20 protein-coding genes are annotated in these 19,109 nt (G+C 67.6%); 15 read left to right on the top strand and 5 right to left on the bottom strand.

Features of this window, described 5'->3' with window-relative positions; translation table 11 throughout:
- Position 1 precedes the first annotated feature (1 nt).
- From ABB25_RS07670 to ABB25_RS07660, 3 genes are all read right to left on the bottom strand, one after another.
- A complete protein-coding gene (locus tag ABB25_RS07670; protein WP_057665570.1) occupies positions 2-2,959 on the bottom strand; it encodes a TonB-dependent receptor in 2,958 nt (985 codons plus the stop codon).
- Between the two features lie 147 nt (positions 2,960-3,106).
- On the bottom strand, positions 3,107-3,388 hold the full coding sequence (locus ABB25_RS07665; RefSeq protein ID WP_057665568.1) for a BolA family protein: 282 nt from the start codon (positions 3,386-3,388) through the stop codon (positions 3,107-3,109).
- Positions 3,385-3,684 carry a YciI family protein gene (locus ABB25_RS07660; protein WP_057665739.1) on the bottom strand — a complete coding sequence of 100 codons (300 nt, stop codon included), beginning with the start codon at positions 3,682-3,684 and terminating at the stop codon, positions 3,385-3,387. The genes ABB25_RS07665 and ABB25_RS07660 overlap by 4 nt, the downstream gene beginning before the upstream one ends.
- Before the next feature lie 322 nt (positions 3,685-4,006).
- On the opposite strand from ABB25_RS07660, the gene ABB25_RS07655 reads away from it, so the two are divergent.
- Genes ABB25_RS07655 through ABB25_RS07645 form a run of 3 tightly spaced genes read left to right on the top strand, consistent with a single transcriptional unit; the run spans position 4,007 to position 7,210 of the window.
- Positions 4,007-4,861 carry a segregation and condensation protein A gene (locus ABB25_RS07655; protein ID WP_057665566.1) on the top strand — a complete coding sequence of 285 codons (855 nt, stop codon included), beginning with the start codon at positions 4,007-4,009 and terminating at the stop codon, positions 4,859-4,861.
- Between the two features lie 2 nt (positions 4,862-4,863).
- A complete protein-coding gene (gene scpB, locus ABB25_RS07650) occupies positions 4,864-5,604 on the top strand; it encodes an SMC-Scp complex subunit ScpB (RefSeq protein WP_057665564.1) in 741 nt (246 codons plus the stop codon).
- Positions 5,597-7,210 (top strand): pseudouridine synthase, encoded by a 1,614-nt coding sequence (locus ABB25_RS07645; protein ID WP_057665737.1) that lies wholly within the window; start codon positions 5,597-5,599, stop codon positions 7,208-7,210. The genes scpB and ABB25_RS07645 overlap by 8 nt, the downstream gene beginning before the upstream one ends.
- Before the next feature lie 147 nt (positions 7,211-7,357).
- Here ABB25_RS07645 and ABB25_RS07640 read toward each other — a convergent pair whose 3' ends face one another.
- Together ABB25_RS07640 and ABB25_RS07635 are read right to left on the bottom strand one after the other, a co-directional pair.
- Complete coding sequence (locus tag ABB25_RS07640) at positions 7,358-8,182, bottom strand: amidohydrolase (protein ID WP_057665563.1); 825 nt, start codon at positions 8,180-8,182, stop codon at positions 7,358-7,360.
- Between the two features lie 10 nt (positions 8,183-8,192).
- Positions 8,193-9,341: a pyridoxal phosphate-dependent aminotransferase gene (locus tag ABB25_RS07635; RefSeq protein ID WP_057665734.1), complete on the bottom strand. Its 1,149-nt coding sequence runs from the start codon at positions 9,339-9,341 to the stop codon at positions 8,193-8,195.
- Between the two features lie 112 nt (positions 9,342-9,453).
- Between ABB25_RS07635 and ccmA the strand changes: the two genes are divergently transcribed.
- The 12 genes from ccmA (at position 9,454) to ABB25_RS07575 (ending at position 19,095) form a co-directional block, all read left to right on the top strand.
- Positions 9,454-10,089 carry a heme ABC exporter ATP-binding protein CcmA gene (gene ccmA / locus ABB25_RS07630; protein ID WP_057665561.1) on the top strand — a complete coding sequence of 212 codons (636 nt, stop codon included), beginning with the start codon at positions 9,454-9,456 and terminating at the stop codon, positions 10,087-10,089.
- Positions 10,086-10,781 carry a heme exporter protein CcmB gene (gene ccmB, locus ABB25_RS07625; RefSeq protein WP_057665559.1) on the top strand — a complete coding sequence of 232 codons (696 nt, stop codon included), beginning with the start codon at positions 10,086-10,088 and terminating at the stop codon, positions 10,779-10,781. Before ccmA ends, ccmB begins: the two co-directional genes overlap by 4 nt.
- Before the next feature lie 57 nt (positions 10,782-10,838).
- Positions 10,839-11,588: a heme ABC transporter permease gene (locus tag ABB25_RS07620; RefSeq protein WP_057665557.1), complete on the top strand. Its 750-nt coding sequence runs from the start codon at positions 10,839-10,841 to the stop codon at positions 11,586-11,588.
- Positions 11,585-11,764 (top strand): heme exporter protein CcmD, encoded by a 180-nt coding sequence (ccmD, locus tag ABB25_RS07615; RefSeq protein ID WP_057665555.1) that lies wholly within the window; start codon positions 11,585-11,587, stop codon positions 11,762-11,764. The genes ABB25_RS07620 and ccmD overlap by 4 nt, the downstream gene beginning before the upstream one ends.
- Positions 11,761-12,240 carry a cytochrome c maturation protein CcmE gene (ccmE, locus tag ABB25_RS07610; protein WP_057665554.1) on the top strand — a complete coding sequence of 160 codons (480 nt, stop codon included), beginning with the start codon at positions 11,761-11,763 and terminating at the stop codon, positions 12,238-12,240. The genes ccmD and ccmE overlap by 4 nt, the downstream gene beginning before the upstream one ends.
- Positions 12,230-14,161, top strand: coding sequence for a heme lyase CcmF/NrfE family subunit (locus ABB25_RS07605; RefSeq protein WP_057665731.1), 1,932 nt, complete (start codon positions 12,230-12,232; stop codon positions 14,159-14,161). The genes ccmE and ABB25_RS07605 overlap by 11 nt, the downstream gene beginning before the upstream one ends.
- A complete protein-coding gene (locus ABB25_RS07600; protein ID WP_057665552.1) occupies positions 14,158-14,790 on the top strand; it encodes a DsbE family thiol:disulfide interchange protein in 633 nt (210 codons plus the stop codon). The genes ABB25_RS07605 and ABB25_RS07600 overlap by 4 nt, the downstream gene beginning before the upstream one ends.
- Complete coding sequence (locus ABB25_RS07595; RefSeq protein ID WP_057665550.1) at positions 14,787-15,227, top strand: cytochrome c-type biogenesis protein; 441 nt, start codon at positions 14,787-14,789, stop codon at positions 15,225-15,227. The genes ABB25_RS07600 and ABB25_RS07595 overlap by 4 nt, the downstream gene beginning before the upstream one ends.
- Positions 15,224-16,240, top strand: coding sequence for a tetratricopeptide repeat protein (locus ABB25_RS07590; protein WP_057665548.1), 1,017 nt, complete (start codon positions 15,224-15,226; stop codon positions 16,238-16,240). Before ABB25_RS07595 ends, ABB25_RS07590 begins: the two co-directional genes overlap by 4 nt.
- A gap of 64 nt (positions 16,241-16,304) precedes the next feature.
- Positions 16,305-17,417, top strand: coding sequence for a homoserine O-acetyltransferase MetX (gene metX, locus ABB25_RS07585; RefSeq protein ID WP_057665546.1), 1,113 nt, complete (start codon positions 16,305-16,307; stop codon positions 17,415-17,417).
- A gap of 137 nt (positions 17,418-17,554) precedes the next feature.
- The gene (locus ABB25_RS07580; RefSeq protein ID WP_057665544.1) at positions 17,555-18,421 is read left to right on the top strand and encodes a DNA ligase; all 867 of its coding nucleotides are present in this window, start codon (positions 17,555-17,557) and stop codon (positions 18,419-18,421) included.
- Positions 18,422-18,480: 59 nt separating this feature from the next.
- Complete coding sequence (locus ABB25_RS07575) at positions 18,481-19,095, top strand: DUF1294 domain-containing protein (RefSeq protein ID WP_057665542.1); 615 nt, start codon at positions 18,481-18,483, stop codon at positions 19,093-19,095.
- The last annotated feature ends 14 nt before the right edge of the window (positions 19,096-19,109 follow it).

The following is a 19,109-nucleotide window of genomic DNA, read 5'->3' as shown; positions in this document are numbered from 1 at the left end:
GTTACCAGTCCAGCCCAAAGGACAGCTTGAAGGTACGGGTGGCGTACTGGTCCCAGCGGTTGATCTCACCGCTACGCCAGTTGATGCCGTACCCGCCCCAGTTCTGCCAGTCGAACACATTGAGCACATCGGCGCGCACCTTCAGCTTGACGTCGCTGCCGGTATCCCAGGTCCTGGCCAGCGACAGGTCAAACTGCTTGAAGCCGATGGTGCCGTCGGGCTGGAAGCTGCGGATGGTTTCATAGCCACTGCTGCCATCCACATCCCAGCGGCGCAGGTGGCTGGCCAGGGTCAACTTGCCCGACAGGCTCAGGCCATGACCGAGGTCGCCAAAACCACTGAGCACCAGCCGGTGGCGCGGCGTCCATGCACCGCCGAAACTGCCGCCGGCCGGGAAGAACCAGCCATAGGCGGGATTCTGCTCATGCACGTTCTGCTCGGCTGAGGTGTAGGTATAGGCCAGGTTGACACTCCACGGGCTGGCCGCGGTGTACGGCTTGTCGGCCGAGAACAGCAGCGAATGGCTGCGGCTTTCCAGGTTGTTGGTTCCCAGGATCAGGTTGCCCATGCCCGGCACGCCGCCATTGCTCCACGGGCTGCCGGAAGCGTTGAAATAGCTGCCATCGGGCTGACGGTTGCCAAACAGCATCAGCAGGCCATCGTTGTAGTCGACAAACTGGTAGGCCAGCGAGGTGTTCCACTGCTGGCCGGCCAGCTGGACGGCATTGCGGATACCCAGGCTGATCTGGTCCGAATACGGCACCTTCAGGTCGTTGGCGAACATCCACACTTCCCGCCCGCTCTGCCCGCCACTGGCCAGGCTCATCAGGTAGTCGCGCTGCAGCAGTGCCGGGTCCCAGTCCACGCAGCCGGCCAGGGCGACATCACAGGCATGGCCGGGCGAGTTGATCGCCAGCTGGCGGTAGGGGAAGGTGGCCTTGGTGCGCTCCAGCTGCAGGTAGTCAAACAGGTTGCGGTCATAGGCACGGCCAATGCCGCCAAACAGCACATGGCGCTCGTCCCCGCTCAGGTCATAGGAAAAACCCAGGCGTGGCTGCCAGGCATCGCGGAACGCCTTGCGGTTGGAGCCGGTGCTGATGAAACCGGCAACATCGATGCCACCGGCCGCCAGGCTCTGCGCATAGGTCTGTCCGGCCGGCGCACCGGCCTGCGGGTCCTGCGTGGCCAGTGCCGTCAGCACGTCCGCGCCGGTGACAAAGTCCGACCAGGCCGGGGTCTTTTCATAGTCCCAGCGCAGGCCCAGGTTCAGGGTCAGCCGGTCGCTGACCTCCCAGTCGTCCTGTAGATAGATACCGAACTGCTTGTTGGTCGAGCGCACCACGCCACCCTCGGTGCCGGCGACCGGGCTGCCGAAGGAAACGTAGTACGGCACCTGCCCGCCCTGGGCGATGTCGTAATAGAACTGCGGGTTGTACGGCTGCTGCTCGATGGTGTTCAGCTCTACCTGCTTGTACTTCACACCAAACTTGAGGGTGTGCCCGGCAAAACCAAAATAGGTGGTGTCATTCTGCAGCGACCAGCCTTCCTGGCCCTTGTCCTGCAGGCCGCCATCACCGGCGCCGGTGCGGAACAACAGGCGGCCGTTGTTGGAAGAGCCATCGGTGAGCTGGTAGCCATTGCCGAAATTGACCGGTGCCATCGACCAGTAGGCATCTTCCCAGGTCAGGTGGGCATCGTTGAGCCAGTCCATGCTGCTGTACTGCCAGCGCAGGTCGTAGCGGTCCTCATCCACCCCGGTGTCAGTGCCGAAGCTGGCGGCGCTCTGGCCACCGACATTGCCCACACCCAGCTCCTCGCGCTTCTTGAAGCTCAGCTCCAGCAGGTTGGCCTCATTGAAGGTCCAGCTCAGCTTGCCGAAGTACAGATCCTCCTTGAACGGCACACTGGTGGACCCGAACTGGTCGGCCAGCCACGCCGGCATGTCGGCCACGCTCAGGCCCTCCCCTGGCACCAGGTCCTTGGGCGAGTTGTATTCCTTGGCTTCGTAGCTGGTGAAGAAGTGCAGGCGGTCACGGATGATCGGCCCGCCCACGCTCATGCCGTACTGGGTTTCACTGGAACGGGTCTTCTCACCGCCCCGCTCATCCTCGCGCGCGGTGCGCCAGTCCTGGTTGGTGGTATCCCAGAAGAAGGAACCGGAAAAATCATTGGTACCCGACCTGGTCACCGCGGTCACCGCCGCCGAGCTGATCTGGTCGTACTCGGCCTTGTAGTTGGAGGTGATGACCTTGTACTCACCGATGGCCAGCTGCGGGAACGGGTTGCCGCGGCTGGAATCCTGGCCGGTGATGCCGCCCTGGATCACATAGTTCTTCTGGCCCACGCCATCGATGTAGACGTTGATGTTGTTGGCACTCTGCGCACCGGCGCGCAACCTGGTCGCGCCATTGCCCGGGTTCTGCTCGAAGATCATCCCCGGCACGGTGTCGGCAAAGGCCAGGAAGTTGCGGGTACCTTGCGGCAGCGCTTCGATCTGGCGGTTGCTGACATAGGTGGCCAGCTCGGAGGTCTTGGTTTCCACCAGCGCGGTGGCGCTCACCTGTACCGTATCCAGCTGCTGTGCCGTACCGGCACTGGCCGTTTCGGCCTCCCCGCCCACGGCCAGGTTCAAGGTGGCCGTCTGCCCTACCGCGACACTGACCACGCGCTCATCGCGCTGGTCATTGGCCTGGACCACCACCCGATACTGGCCCGGAACCAGGCCGGGCAGCAGATAGCTGCCATCGGCATTGACCTGCGCACTGCGTACCGCACCGGTGGCCAGGTTGGTGGCAGTGATGCGGGCACCGGCTGCCGGCGCGGAATCGGCATTGACCTGGCCGCGGAGGGTGGCGCCGGTGCTCTGGGCCATGGCCGGAGCAGCCAGACTCAAACCGGCGGCCAGTGCCAGAACCAACAGACGACGGGAAGGCAGGCGGGTAAACGCAGAGGGCGACATCAGGCAGCTCCGGTGGCAGAAATAAGGCCGGGGGCAACATGCCCCCGGTCAGCTGCGCATTGTTCGCAAACAAACGTGAATAAATTGCGTACCCAGTCACAGCGCAGGCGAAAACCCTGCCCTTCAGATGCCAATGGTCAGCCTGAATTAAGCCATTGACGCTTCTTCGGGGGTCAATGCCTCGACCCCGAGTGCATGGATATCGGTATCCATCAGCTCGCCCAGGGCGGCATACACCGCGCGATGGCGGGCCAGTGGCCGCATCCCGGCGAAGGCCGCGCTGACCACGCGCACATTGAAGTGGCCACGGCCATCGCGGGCGCCGGCATGCCCGGCGTGCCGCGCACTGTCATCAACCACGCTCAGCTCCAGCGGCGCCAGAGCCTGCTGCAGGCACTGCTGGATTTTTTCCACCCTGGCGGCATTCATGGCAACACCTTCCTGAAAGGACGCACATCCACGCGCACATAGACCCCGGCGGCCACATAGGGATCCTGCTCGGCCCATGCCCGGGCCTGGGCCAGATCGGCAAACTGCGCCACCACCAGCGAACCGCTGAAACCTGCCGGGCCCGGGTCCTCGGCATCGATGGCCGGGCAAGGGCCGGCCAGCAGCAGCCGCCCGGCATCGGCCAGGGCGCGCAGACGCGCCAGGTGTGCAGGCCGCGCCTGCATCCGTGCCGCCAGCACATCGACACCATCAAAGCCTTCAATCACGTACCACACGGCCAACTCCGCACCTGCGTTAAACAAGTCACCAGTGTAGCCGGCCAACACTAGACAGCGACCGGGCCACGGCGTTAGTCTTTGCACCTACACGCGTTGGTGAACTGTCGCCCGGCCGCCTTCATCGGCCAGCCTCCGAGCCGCACCGCGCAACGCCGTGATGACCACCTTCCGTGTTCTACCGTGCTCCGCTCGGCGCATGGCCTTGTTTTTTTGATGTGTGGCAGCACCGACAGACGGTGCAAACCGTGTGCACCTGGGTCGTCGCGTCTGCGCTGTGAGCGCAACCCGGCACCCGGCGCGCCATCCGTACCTGGAACTGATGACAGCCCAAGCCGCGCCCGACGCGAACCTGCAACACCTGCCTGAGCATGGGCAGCCAACCCCGTTGGCGCTGCTGCATGGACAGCCGTTGCTGCAGATGCCGCGCGACCTGTACATCCCCCCGGATGCACTGGAGGTGGTGCTGTCAGCATTTGAAGGCCCGCTGGACCTGCTGCTGTACCTGATCCGCCGGCAGAACCTGGATGTGATGGACATCCCGGTTGCCGAAATCACCCGCCAGTACGTGCAGTACATCGACCTGATGCAGCAGCTGCGGCTGGAGCTGGCCGCCGACTACCTGGTGATGGCGGCGATGCTGGCACAGATCAAATCGCAGATGCTGCTGCCACCGCCACCGTGCGATGAGGCCTTCGGCGAGGATGACACCTTCAATGATGACCCGCGTGCCGAGCTGGTGCGCCGGCTGCAGGAATACGAGCGCTTCCGTCAGGCGGCCTCGGATCTGGATGCGCTGCCCCGGCTCGAACGCGACACCGACCTGGCCCATGCCGATGCCGGGCTGGCGGTGGCCATCCAGACGCCACCGCAGGTGGACCTGGGCCAGATGCTGCAGGCATTGCAGCAGGTACTGCAACGGGCGCAGCTGCAGGCCGGCCACCAGATCACCCGCGAAGCCCTGAGCGTGCGGCAGCGGATGAGCCAGATCCTGGCCACGGTGGCCGATGGCCAGCGCCACGATTTTGTTGCCCTGTTTACGCCGGAGGAAGGCCGCAACGGGGTACTGGTCAGCCTGCTGGCCATTCTGGAACTGGCCAAGGAGCAGCTGCTGGAGATCACCCAGACCCAGGCACTGGGCCCGATCCATGTTGCTGCCTGCGGTCAATTGCACTGACCATGGCAATCAGCACCGGGCAACTGCGCTGCATCCTTCAAGCCGCGATCCTGGCGGCCCCACAGCCACTGTCGTTGCGCCAGCTGGAGGAGTTGTTCGATGCCGATGACGGGGTTGACCGCGACGCGATCAGGCATGCCCTGGCACAGCTGCAGCAGGACAGTGACGACCAGGGCGTGGAACTTCGCGAAGTGGCCAGCGGCTGGCGTTACCAGGTCAAGCCCGGCTGTCACCGCTGGGTGGCCAGGTTGTTCAGCGAACGGCGTACGCGTTATTCGCGCGCCACGCTGGAAACCCTGGCCCTGATTGCCTACCGGCAGCCGATCACCCGCGGCGAGATCGAACAGGTGCGCGGGGTGGCGGTATCCAGCCAGATCATCCAGACCCTGGAAGAACGTGGCTGGGTGGAAGTGGTCGGCCACCGCGAGATCGCCGGACGCCCAGCACTGCTGGGTACCACCCGCGCGTTTCTGGACCATTTCGGCCTTGCCGCGCTGGACCAGCTGCCACCGTTGCACAGCCTGCAGGACAGCGCGGCGGCCCTGGCCGCCGCCAATGAAGATTTTTCCACCGCTACAACGCCTCTGGACGAGGCACCCGACGCTGCGCCGGGCACCCGTGCGGCAGAGCACCACCTGAACTCCTCCAACGCCGCTGCGCTGACGCCGCTGGCCGTTGAGCAAGCCGATGTTGAACCTGAAGGCCGCCCTGCACGGGCAGGCCGGAGCCAAATTGATGAGTGACACCAAAAGCAAAATGTCGTTGAACAAACTTTCGCTCAAGCGCGAAGGCAGCGATACCACCCGTACCGAAGAGCGCCTGCACAAAGTGCTGGCCCAGGCCGGGCTGGGCTCGCGCCGCGCACTGGAACAGCGCATTGCCGACGGCCTGGTCAAGGTCAACGGCGAAGTGGCCAGGACCGGCCAGTCGATCCGCAGCGGCGACAAGGTCGAGCTGGACGGCCGCCAGTTCGTGGCCAGCGCGCTGACCGAACCGGCCCGCGTGCTGATCTACAACAAGCCCGAAGGCGAGGTCACCACTCGCGAAGACCCGGAAGGCCGTCCGACCGTGTTCGAAGCGCTGCCGCCGCTCAAGGGCGCGCGCTGGATCAGCATCGGCCGCCTGGACATCAACACCACCGGCCTGCTGCTGCTGACCACCGACGGCGAGCTGGCCAACGCGATGATGCACCCCTCCTTCGAGGTCGAGCGCGAGTACGTGGTCCGCGTGCGCGCCCCGGAAGGCGAGGAAAAGGTGCCGGACAACATCGTTGACCGCCTGGCCCGTGGCGTGGCGCTGGAAGACGGCCCGGCCAAGTTCGACGAGATCGAGCGCATCGGCGGCACCGATTCGCACGACTGGTTCCGGGTCGTGGTCAAGGAAGGCCGCAACCGCGAAGTACGCCGGCTGTGGGAATCCCAGGGCTGCCAGGTCTCGCGCCTGAAGCGCGCCCGCTACGGCAACATCACCCTGCCGCGCGAACTGGCCCGTGGCCAGAGCAGCGAACTGAGCTCGGCCCAGGTCCAGGCCCTGCGCAATGAACTCAAGCTCGAGGACGGCGCTGCTCCGGCACTGACCCTGCTGCCGGTGATCGGCCAGCGCCGTGCACTGAAGGCGCCGGTGCGCGTGGGCCGTGATGGCCAGCCGCGCAATGCCTACATCAATGGCAACACCGCCGCCGATGAAGGCCGCGAGCTGCGCCGTTTCGACAACCCGCGCGAAGAGCGTGGCCGTGGCCGTGGTGGCAAGCCGCCGCGCGGCGGCCTGACCGTTACCGGTGATGCGGCGGCCAAGCAGATCAACAAGCCGCTCAAGCCGCGCAAGCCGCGCAACGACCGTGCGTTGCCGGAAGGCAATCCCGCCGCCTTCCGTTCCTGGTATGTGCCCGAAGGCGTGTCCACCGGCCCGAGCGGCCACCGCAATGCCGGCCCGGGTGCCGGGCGCGGTCCGGGTGCTGGCCGTGGTCCGGCCGGTGCAGGCCGTCCGGGTGGCGCCGGCAAGCCGGGTGGCAATCGTGGCGGCAAGCCAGGCGGTTACGCCGGCGGCAAGCCGGCCCATGCTGAGTCGCGTGGTGCTGGCGAAGGCCGCCCCGCCGCGCCGCGTCATCCGTACGGGCATCCGGGCAATGCACCGAGCTTCCCGTCCGATCACGCCAACCCGGGCTACAGCCCGTACGGTGCCGCCCGCCCGGCGCGTGGCGGCAATGACCGCCCGGCCGGCAACCGCGGCCCGCGCCCGGGCGGCGATCGCCCCGGCGGCAACCGTGGCGGTGCCCGCCCGGGTGGCAGCGCACGTCCCGGTGGTCGTGGCCCAGGTGGCGGCAACCGCGGCCCGCGCGGCGGCTTCTAAGCCCGTCGCGTGCCAATCCGGTGCCCTGCCACTGCGGCAGGACACCGGAAACCAGAACGCCCCGTCAGCGGGGCGTTTTTATTGGTCCACTGCCGAGCCGCGCGGAACCGCCGCTGACCCGGCGCTGTGCGCCGGGCAAGCCGCTCCTCAGGGCCGGCCCATCCCCGGCAGTTCGAACGTATCGGCATCAAGCATTGCCGGAAAACGCTGGCGGTGCGCGGCCAGCGCAGCGGCACTGATCGTGGTGGTGGCCACCTGCTCGCTGCCGTGCAGGGCCAGCTGCGCCTGGCCAAGGAAATCGATCACCGCGCTGTCGCCGGCATAGCTGAGCTTGTTGCCGTCGGTGCCGACCCGGTTGACCACCGCGACATAGCACAGGTTCTCGATTGCCCGCGCGCGGGCCAGGGTATTCCAGGCATGGGCACGCTGCTGCGGCCAGTTGGCCACGAAGATCTGCAGGTCAAAGTCCAGCGCATCGGCGCGCTCGACGTTGTAACGGTTGCGGCAGAACACCGGAAAGCGCAGGTCGTAGCAGACCTGCGGATTGATCCGCCAGCCCTTCCACTCCACGCTCAGGCGGTGGCTGCCGGCGGCATAGCGCTCGTGTTCGCCGCCGTAGCGGAACAGGTGGCGCTTGTCGTAATGGGCAATGCGCCCGTCCGGGTAGACCCAGAGCAGACGGTTGTAGACCTGGCCGTCCACCCGCAGCTGCAGCGAGCCGGTGACCACCGCATCCAGCGCGGCGGCCTGGGCCTGCATCCAAGCCAGCGACGGGCCGTCCATGCCCTCGGCCTGCTCGCCGGCGACATTGGAAAAACCGCTGGTGAAGGTTTCCGGCAGGATCACCAGGTCGGTCTGCCCGGCCAGTGGCGCGATCAGCGCCGCATAGTGGGCACGGTTGCCTGCCGGGTCATGCCACAAGGTATCGCCTTGCACCAGCGAGATGCGCAGGTCCTGGGTCGGAAGGTTCATCGCGCCCACCTCACAGCTCGCGCAGACGCGCGATGGCCGCATCCACGGTGGCCTGGTTCTTGGCAAAACACAGGCGGATCAGGCGCTGCCCGGCCGGTGGCTCGGCATAGAACGGCGACAGCGGGATGGCGGTGACGCCCTTCTCGATGGTCAGCCAGCGGCAGAAGGCCATGTCGTCCAGGTCGCTGATGGCCGAGTAATCCACCAGCTGGAAGTAGCCACCGGCCACATCCAGCAGCTTGAACCGGGTCTGTGCCAGCTGGGCACGGAAGGCATCGCGCTTGGCCTGGTAGAACGCGCCCAGCTCGCGGTGGTGCTCCGGTTGCTCGTTGATCATCGCCGCAAAACCATACTGGGCCGGGCCGAAACTGGTGAAGGTGTTGTACTGGTGGACCTTGCGGAACTCCACGGTCAGCGCCGGCGGGGCGATCGCATAGCCCAGCTTCCAGCCGGTGCAGTGGTAGGTCTTGCCGAAGCTGGAAACCACGAAAGCGCGCTCGCGCAGGGCCGGCCAGCGCAGTGCCGATTCGTGCCGCGCACCGTCATAGATGATGTGTTCGTAGACCTCGTCGGCAAGCAGGTAGATGTCGGTACCGGCGAGCAGGTCGGACAGGGTCTGCATGTCGGCCGCGCCCAGCATCGCCCCGGACGGATTGTGCGGGGTGTTGACGATGATCATCCGGGTGGCCGGGGTGATCGCCGCGCGCACGGCCTCCCACGGCACCGCGAAGGTAACCGGGTCCAGCGCCACATGCACCGAACGCGCCCCGGCCAGGTCGATCGCCGGCACATAGCAGTCATAGGCCGGGTCGAGCACGATAACCTCCTCACCCGGGCGCACCACCGCATGGATGGCATTGAAGATCGCCTCGGTGCCGCCACTGGTGACGGTGATTTCGGTGTCGGCATCGACCACCGCGCCATAGCACTCCAGTGCCTTGGCCGCGATCGCCTGGCGCAGCACCGGCACGCCCTGCATCGGTGCGTACTGGTTGTGGCCGGCATTCATCGCCGCGCTGGTGGCATCGAGCAGGCGCTGCGGTGCCGGAAAATCCGGAAAGCCCTGGCCCAGGTTGACCGCGCCGTGTTCGGCGGCCAGTTGCGACATCACACTGAAAATGGTGGTGCCCACCTTGGGCAGCTTGGTCTGCGGCTGCATGGCCGGCTCCATGATCGACAAAGGACGGCAGTGTACGCAATCACGCCAGTGGCTGGCACACCGGCAACTGCCGGCTACAATCACTTTCACCTTTCGCTGGCATCCGCTCACCTTGAACCAGACCCCGTTGTTGGCCGCCGATGCCCTGTGCTTTGAACGCCAGGGACAAGCCGTGTTTGGTCCACTGGGTTTTTCCCTGCCTGCCGGCGGCCTGCTGCAGGTCAGCGGCAGCAACGGCAGCGGCAAGACCACCCTGCTGCGGGTGCTGGCCGGCCTGGCCCGGCCCAGCAGCGGTGAGCTGTTTTTCGACGGCCAGCCGGCCAGCAGCGATGCCCGCAGCCGCTATGTCGCCTACCTCGGCCACCTGCCTGGCCTGAAGGCCGAGCTGGGCTGCCTGCACAACCTGCAGGCAGCCTGCGGCCTGCTCGGCCGCCGCGCCCGCCAGACCCCGGCTGCGGCGCTGGGCATTGTCGGCCTGGCCGGTCATGAGCAGGTGCCGGCGCACAGCCTCAGCGCCGGTCAGCGTCGGCGGCTGGCACTGGCCCGGCTCTGGCTGTCACCGGCACCGGTATGGTTGCTGGATGAGCCGTACGCCAACCTGGACAGTGAAGGCATGGACCTGGTCCAGCGGATGCTGGCAGCCCACCTGCGCAGCAACGGTGCGGCGGTGCTGACCTGCCATGGCCAGTTCAATGGCACCGCGCTGCCGCACCAGCAGCTGGACCTGGATGCGCAGGTGGGCGCATGAGTGCCGTCGATACCCGTCCCGGCGCCCTGCAGGCGGCCGGCGCCCTGCTGCAGCGTGACCTGCGCCTGGCCTGGCGCAGGCGCGGTGATGCCATCCAGCCGGTGCTGTTTGCGCTGCTGGTGGTGATGCTGTTCGCCCTGGCCCAGGGCCGCGAACCGCAGGCGCTGGCCAGCGTGGCCGGTGCGGTGCTGTGGCTGGCCGTGCTGCTGTCCGGACAGCTGGCGATGGAACGGCTGTTCCGCGACGATGCCGCCGATGGCAGCCTGGAGCAGTGGCTGCTGGCGCCGCTGCCGCTGGCCTGGCTGTGCCTGGTGCGCGTGGTCGGCCACTGGCTGGTGACCTGCGTGCCGCTGCTGCTGCTCAGCCCGCTGCTGGCGCTGATGCTGCATCTGCCGCATGACCGGATCGGCCTGTTGCTGGCATCGTTGGCGCTGGGTACCCCGTTGCTGAGCCTGATCGGCGGGGTGGTCGCCGCACTGACCGTCAGCCTGGGCCGCGCCGGCATCCTGGTGGCGCTGTTGTCGCTGCCGTTGTACGTTCCGGTGCTGGTGTTCGGCGCCGGTGCCCTGGTGGCGGCCGGCAACGGCCAGGACAGCAGTGGTGCCCTGCTGATGCTGGCCGCCCTGCTGGCCGCCGCGCTGGTACTGGCGCCGCTGCTTACCGCGGCGGCGTTGCGGATCAGCCTGGAATGAGCCGCCCTGGACCAGCACGCCCACCACGCAAGCCAACCCGATGAGCACACGTATCTGATGACTGCCCTGCTGCGCTGGTTCCACCAACTGGGTTCCCCGCCGACCTTCGACCGCTTTGCCGCACGCTGGGCACCGGTCTGCTGGCTGATAGCCCTGCCCCTGCTCGGCATCGGCCTGTGGCAGGCGCTGTTCGTGGTGCCGGCCGACTACCAGCAGGGCGACAGCTTCCGCATCCTGTACATCCATGTCCCCAGTGCCTGGATGAGCCTGCTGGTGTTCGCGCTGATGGCCGGCTATGCCGCCATCGCCCACATCTGGCGGATCAAGCTGTGCGAGATCCTGGCCATGGCCTGCGCGCCGATCGGCGCGGCCTTCACCGTGATCACCCTGCTCACCGGCTCGATCTGGGGCAAGCCGATGTGGGGCACCTGGTGGGACTGGGATCCGCGCCTGACCACCGAATTGATCCTGCTGTTCCTGTACCTGGGGGTGATGGCGCTGTACCGCGCCATCGATGACCGCCGCAATGCCGCCCGTGCCGCCGGACTGCTGGCCATTGTCGGCGTGGCCCTGCTGCCGGTGATCCGTTACTCGGTGGTGTGGTGGGACACCCTGCACCAAGGCCAGACGATCTCGGTGTTTGGCACCAGCAAGATGGATCCGGCGATGCTGCCGCCGCTGTGGTGGATCGTGATTGCCACCAAGTTCGTGTTTGCCGGCTCGCTGCTGACCCGCGCCCGCGCCGACAACTTGGTGCGCGAGGCCGGCCGTGACTGGGTGCGCCAACGTGCCGGGGGCAGGCCATGAGCTACCTGGGCTATGTGATCGGCGCCTATGCGGTGTTCATCGTGGTGCTCGCCGCCGATGCCCTGGCCGGGGCACTGGCGGTACGCCGGGCGCTGCGCCAGGGCCGGCAGCAGGCCGCACGCCAGCAGCAGCGGCGCCCTGCCAGCGTGGCGATGGACCAGGAGCTGGAGCGATGAGCCCGAACCACCGCCGCCGGCTGGTCTGGATCAGCCTGATCGCGCTGGGCGCGGCACTGGCCATCGGCCTGCTGACCCTGGCCCTGCAGCGCAACCTGACCTACCTGTACACCCCGGCCGAGGTGCTGGCTGGCCAGACCCAGCCCGGCCAGCGTTTCCGCCTTGGCGGCATGGTCGCCAAGGACAGCTTCCAGCGTGATGCCGGCAGCCTGCAGGCCCGCTTTGCCGTTACCGATGGCGATGCGCAGCTGAGCGTGCATTACGACCGCCTGCTGCCTGACCTGTTCCGCGAAGGACAGGCGGTAGTGGCCACCGGGCGCATGGCCGACGGAGTTTTCATTGCCGACGATGTGCTGGCCCGCCACGATGAGACCTACATGCCCAGGGAAGTGGCCGACAAGATGAGCCAGGCCCACCGACGGCATGATGTCGATGACGGCACTGGCGCCGCGCAGGAGCAAGCCGGTGCTCGGTGAGATCGGGCAGCTGCTGCTGATCGCCGCCCTGCTCGCGGTTGCGGTCCAGGCAAGCTTGCCGCTGCTCGGGGCACAGACCGCCAGGCCGGCATTGATGCAGCTGGGGCGCAGTGCGGCCTGGCTGCACCTGCTGCTGGTACTGGCCGCCTTTGCCGTGCTCAGCGCTGCCTTCGTGCAGCTGGATTTTTCGCTGCGCTATGTCGCCGACAACGCCAACCTGGCCTTGCCGCTGATCTACCGCCTCAGTGCGGTGTGGGGCGCGCATGAAGGCTCGCTGCTGCTGTGGTTGCTGGTCCAGGCCCTGTGGAGTGCTGCCGTTGCCTGGCGCTGCCGGGAGTTGCCACTGCCCTTCCAGGCCCGGGTACTGTCGGTGCTGGGCATGATCGGGCTGGGCTTTGCCGCATTTTGTGTCTTCACCTCGAACCCGTTCGAGCGCCTGCTGCCGGCCGCGCTGGATGGTCACGACCTCAATCCGCTGCTGCAGGACCCCGGGCTGATCTTCCACCCGCCGATGCTTTACATCGGCTATGTCGGTTTTTCCGTGCCCTTCGCCTTTGCCATCGCCGCCCTGCTGGAGGGCCGGGTGGACAGCCGCTGGCTGCGTGCCAGCCGCTCCTGGACCAATGTGGCCTGGGCCTTCCTGACCCTGGGCATCGCGCTGGGCAGCTGGTGGGCGTATTACGAGCTGGGTTGGGGTGGCTGGTGGTTCTGGGACCCGGTGGAGAACGCCAGCTTCCTGCCCTGGCTGGTCGGGGCGGCATTGATCCACAGCCAGGCGGTGAGCGAGAAGCGCGGCGTGTTCGTGCGCTGGACCCTGCTGCTGGCCATCGCCGCGTTCTCGCTGTCGCTGCTGGGCGCCTTCCTGGTGCGTTCGGGCGTGCTGACCAGCGTGCATTCGTTTGCGGCCGATCCCGCCCGTGGCTTGTTCATCCTGGTCTTCCTGGCGCTGGTGATGGGCGCGGCGCTGCTGCTGTACGCCCTGCGTGCACCGCGCATCAGCCCGGACAGCTCGGACCCGCGCCGTGGCTTTGCCCTGCATTCGCGCGAGAGCCTGCTGCTGGCCAACAACCTTCTGCTCACCGCTGCCGCGGCGATGGTGCTGCTGGGCACCCTGTACCCGCTGCTGGCCGATGCACTGGGACTGGGCAAGATCTCGGTGGGCCCGCCGTACTTCGGCAGCCTGTTCGTGCTGCTGATGACCCCGCTGGTGCTGCTGGTTCCGCTGGGGCCGCTGACCGCCTGGCAACGTCAACGCGGCCGCGGCGCACTGCCGCTGTTGCTGCCCTGGGCACTGCTGGCGCTGCTGGCCGGTGGGCTTGCCTTCTGGCTGGCCCCGCAGGGGCCGGTCAAGGCTGCGGCCGGCATCGTCGCCGCGGTCTGGGTTGCTGCCGGTACCGCCGTGCACATCATTCAGCGCCTGCGTGGCAATGGCCGTCCGGATGCCGAAACCCTCGGCATGTGGCTGGGCCATGCCGGCATCGCGGTGTTCCTGGTCGGCGCGCTGCTGGTGGAGGCGTTGAATGTGCAGCGTGAGCTGGCCATGCGCCCGGGACAGCAGACCGAACTGGGCGGCTACCAGCTGGCCTTGAGTGAAGTCCGTGCCCATCAAGGCCCGAATTACCAGGCCGAACGCGCCACCGTCGTGCTCCAGCGCGGCGGCCAGACCCTGGATACGCTGCATCCGGAGCGGCGGCTGTACCTGCGTGGGCAACTGATGACCGAGGCCGGTATTGCCCGTCGCTGGCATGGGGATATCTATGCCGCGCTGGGCGAACCGCTCGGCGATGGCGCCTGGGCACTGCGCCTGCATTACAAACCGATGGTGCGCTGGATCTGGGCCGGTGCATTATTGATGGCCATGGGCGCCCTGTTGACTGCCACCGCCGGACGCCTGCGCCGGCGCAAGGAGAATGTTGTATGAGCACCACCCCCACGCCTGCGCAGAACAAGCCGCTGCCGCCGGTGGCCATTGTCATCGGCGTGCTGTTTTTCCTCGGCCTGATCGGTCTGATGCTGTTTGCGGTAATGCGCAGTGGCGATGCCCAGCGCGATGCCCTGCCCTCGCCATTGATCGGCCAGCGCGCACCGTCCTTCAGCCTGCCGGTGCTGCATGACCCGACGATACGGATCAGCAGCGACGAGCTTGCCGGTGCGCCGTATGTGCTCAACGTCTGGGGCAGCTGGTGCCCGGCCTGCGCCGAGGAACACCCGGTACTGACCCGTTTTGCGCTGGAGCGCAGCGTCCGCGTGGTTGGCTACAACTGGAAGGACGAGCCGGCCGATGCCAAGGCATGGCTGGAACGCCTGGGCAACCCGTACTTCGTGGTGCTCAGCGATTACGAGGGCACCACTGCACTGGACTGGGGGATCACCGCCGCGCCGGAGACCTTCCTGGTCGATGCCAACGGCATCGTGCGCTGGAAACACAGCGGTGCGCTCACCGATGCGGTCATCGACCAGCAGCTGCGCCCGCTGCTGGCCACCCTGGGCAATGCCGACGCCCTGGCCGCCGGGCATACACCCACCCCGGCACCGACCAGCCAGCCATGAACGGGCTGCGTCGCTGGCTGTTGAGCGTGCTGCTGGCCTGCAGTGTGTGGCCGGTCACCGCCACCGCCGCCCCGCTGGTTTTCAGCGATACCGGGCAGGAAGCCCGTTTTCATGCCCTCACCGCCGAGCTGCGCTGTGTGCAGTGCCAGAACCAGTCGCTGGCCGACTCCGATGCGCTGATCGCCCAGGACATGCGCCGCCAGGTCCTGACACTGATGCAGCAGGGCCAGAGCGACAGCCAGATCCGCGCCTATCTGGTACAACGCTATGGCCAGTTCGTGCTCTATCGCCCGGCACTGAGCGCCGCCACCATCGCACTGTGGTTGGTTCCGGGCCTGCTGCTGATCTGCGGCGCGCTGCTGGCCTGGCGGGTCATCGCCCGCCGCCAGCACCTGCTCGCCGAGCATCCGTTACCGCCCAGCGGAGATGACTGGTGAGCCTGCCCCTGCTTCTGGCCGCCCTGCTCGGCAGCCTGGTGGGTGTGCTGGTTGCCATCCCATTGTGGCGCCAGCGCCACTACCGCAGCAGCGCCGCGCTGGCCGCCGTCCTCGCGCTGGCCTGTGCCGGCCTGTACAGCCTGCTCGGCACCCCGGCGGCATGGCAACCGGCACCGGCCACCGACAGCGGCGCGCAGGACCTGGCCGACAACACCGAACGCCTGCGCCAGGCGCTGCAGGCCGATCCCGCACAAGCCGAAGGCTGGGTGCTGCTGGCGCGTGCCGAGGCGCTGCTGGGCAATGGCGAGGCTTCGGCGCAGGCCTGGCAACAGGCTCTGCACCACGCGCCCGGCCAGCCTGCACTGCTGGTGGAGGCGGCCCAGGCCCGCGCCGATGCGCATCCGCAACGGCAGATCGACGACACCGCGCTGGCCTGGCTGGAGCAGGCACGCAGGCTTGACCCGCAGGCGCAGCGGGCACTGTGGCTGATCGGCATTGCCCAGCGCCAACGCGGGCAGCCGGCCGCCGCCGCACAGACCTGGCAGCAATTGCTCGCCCTGCTCGATGCCGACACCGCGGCCAGCGTCCGCGAACAGATTGCCATCGCCCGCCAGGCGGCCGGCCTGCCGCCCCTGGATGCCAGCCAGGCGACAGCGACGCCAGCGCCTGCAGCACTGCTGACGGTGGCCTTGCGGCTGGCGCCATCAGCGGGCGGTGCGCCCGCGCTGGCGGCCGATACCCCGGTGTTCATCCAGGTGCGTGACACCCTCGGCAGCCCGATGCCGGTGGCGGCCAAACGCCTGCGCCTGGCCGATCTGCCGGCCCAGGTCAGCCTGGATGACCGCAACAGCGTGATGCCCGGCCAGCCGCTGTCCAGCCATCGCCAGGTCCAGGTCAGTGCACGCATTGCGCTTGGTGGTTCGGCCAGCCGCAGTGACGCCGATATTGAAACTGCCGCGGTGACGGTGGAGCTGCCCGCGGCGGCGCCGCTGCCGCTGGAATTACGCCCGTAAACAGCACACAGCATCGGCCGATCCGGCCTGAATCGACCTCCGGTGGCACGGTTAGAATACGGCCATGACCGAATTCATCCCGCCCGGCAGCCAGTTCCATGCGCTGCCCTCGCCGCTGCCACTCAAGCGTGGTGGCCAACTGCAAGGCGCGCGCGTGGCCTATGAAACCTGGGGCACCCTGGCCGCCGACCGCCGCAATGCGGTGCTGATCGTTACCGGCCTGTCGCCCGATGCGCATGCCGCCAGCCATGCCGGCAACCCACTGCCGGGCTGGTGGGAAAAAATGCTCGGCCCCGGCAAGGCGATCGATACCGAACGCTGGTTCGTGATCTGTGTCAACTCACTGGGCAGCTGCAAGGGCTCCACCGGCCCGGCCTCGCTCAACCCGGACAGCGGGCAGCCCTGGCGGCTGGATTTTCCGGCCCTGTCGATCGAGGACATCGCCGATGCCGGGGTCAGCGTGGTCAAGGCACTGGGCATCACGCAGCTGGCCTGCCTGATCGGCAACTCGATGGGCGGGATGACCGCGCTGGCGGTGCTGCAGCGGCACCCGGGGATTGCCCGCAGCCATATCAACATCTCCGGCTCGGCGCAGGCGCTGCCGTTCTCCATCGCCATCCGTTCGCTGCAGCGCGAGGCCATCCGTCTGGATCCAGCCTGGAACAACGGCAGTTATGACGAGGCCGTCTACCCGGAGGCCGGGATGCGGATTGCGCGCAAGCTCGGCGTGATCACCTACCGTTCGGCGCTGGAATGGGATGGCCGCTTTGGCCGTGTCCGCCTGGATTCAGAAGCCAATGACGGCGATCCGTTCGGAATGGAGTTCCAGGTGGAAAGCTACCTGGAAGGCCATGCCCGGCGTTTCGTCCGTCATTTTGACCCCAACTGCTACCTGTACCTGGGGCGCGCAATGGACTGGTTCGACCTGGGCGAATACGCCAATGGCGATGTCGATGCGGCGCTGGCACAGCTGCGCGTCGACAAGGCACTGGCCATCGGCGCCAATACCGACATTCTGTTCCCGGTGCAGCAACAGCAGCAGATTGCCCAGGGCCTGGCCGCAGGCGGCTGTGACGCCCGCTTTGTCGGCCTGGATTCCCCCCAGGGCCATGACGCCTTCCTGGTCGACTTCGAGCGTTTCTGCCCACCGGTGGCCGGGTTTCTGGCCGAGATCTGACCCCCGCCCGATGGCGGCCGGGAATTTGCCCCACCCGCCAGGCTGCCAGTCTGGCGGGTCGCGACACGCCATTGCCCGAGCGGCAGCCAGCGCTGCAGCAGGGATGCTGTCCTCCCGGCACTGATGGATGCAACGTGATGGCAACCTGGCTTGTGGCAAGCGCCCGCCGCTGTCTGCTGTGGTCTGTGCTGTTTGTCGGCAGCGCGCTGGCCCAGCCGGCGCCGATGCTGGCCAGCACCTGGCCGCAACCGGCACCGGCGCTGGACGATTTTCTGTTCAGCGAAAAACTCGATGGCGTGCGCGCACGCTGGGATGGCCGACAACTGACCACCCGTGGCGGCAACCGGATCGCGGTGCCTCCGGGCTTTACCGCCGGCTGGCCGGCACAGGTCATGGACGGTGAGCTCTGGCTGGGCCGCGGCCAGTTCGACACGGTCAGCGCGCTGGTGCGTGGCCATGACCCGCAGGATCCGCGCTGGCAGCAGGTCGCGCTGTGGGTGTTCGACCTGCCCACCGATGGGGGCAGGTTCGAGCAGCGTTACCAGCACCTGCAGCGCCTGGTTGCCAACAGCCGCTCGCGCCACCTGCGTCTGGTCCAGCAGCAGCCACTGGCCGATCCCGCTGCGCTGCAGGCATGGCTGGATGCCGTTGTGCAAGGCGGCGGCGAAGGCCTGATCGCCCACCACCGGTACGCGCGCCATGTGCCCGGACGCAGTGCGCTGCTGTTCAAGATCAAACCGTGGCGCGATGCCGAGGCCCTTGTCATTGCGCATACCGCCGGGCGCGGCAAGTACAGCGGCATGCTCGGTGCGCTGCAGGTGCGCGATGACCAGGGGCGGGTATTTGCCATCGGCAGCGGCCTGAGCGATGCCCAGCGCCGCGCACCACCCGCCATTGGCAGCCGGATCACCTATCGCTACACCGAACGCACCGTCCATGGGCTGCCACGGTTTCCCCGGCTGTTGCGGATTCGTGCCGATGAGCCTGCCCCGCCACGTCCGTAAGCCCTTGCAGCGGCGGGTGGATCTGCTTCAATGCCCGCTGCACACACAGGACAACGACGATGCGGCTGCAGGGACGCCTGACCGACTGGGATGACAAGCGGGGCTTTGGTTACCTCACCCCCACTGGCGGTGGCGAGCGGGTCTGGATGCACATCAGCGCCTGCCAGCTTGGCAGCCAGCGCCCGGCCGATGGCATGCTGCTGACCTACCAGGTACAGACCGACCGCAACGGCCGCCGGCGTGCGGTAGCGGTCAAGCCAGCACGCCGGCACGCGCGCCCACGCAACTCGGTGCATGCCGGCCCGCCGGGCAAGGGCCGCCAGGCCTGGCGGCCGCTGGCCGGCCTGGCCGCCCTCAGCGCCCTGGTCACCGCCGCGGCGCTGGACCTGCTGCCGTGGCCGCTGGTGGCCGTGAGCCTGGGCCTGAGCCTGCTGGCCTATGTGGCTTACGCGCTGGACAAGCGTGCGGCCCAGCGTGACCAGCGGCGCACTCCGGAGGCCACGCTGCAGCTGTTCGGCCTGCTCGGCGGCTGGCCCGGGGCCCTGATTGCCCAGGGCCAGTTCCGGCACAAGACTGCCAAGCCCGGCTTCCAGGCACTGTTCTGGGTCTGCGTGTTGCTCAACAGCCTGGGACTGCTCGCCACACCACTGCTGCTGCAACGGCTGGCCGGCTGAGCGGTCGCTGCCGG

Source organism: Stenotrophomonas koreensis, assembly GCF_001431525.1.
In the GTDB taxonomy this organism is placed as follows: Bacteria; Pseudomonadota; Gammaproteobacteria; order Xanthomonadales; family Xanthomonadaceae; genus Stenotrophomonas; species Stenotrophomonas koreensis.
The sequence above is the reverse complement of the archived record's forward strand: the minus strand, read 5'-3'. Positions and strand labels throughout refer to the sequence as shown.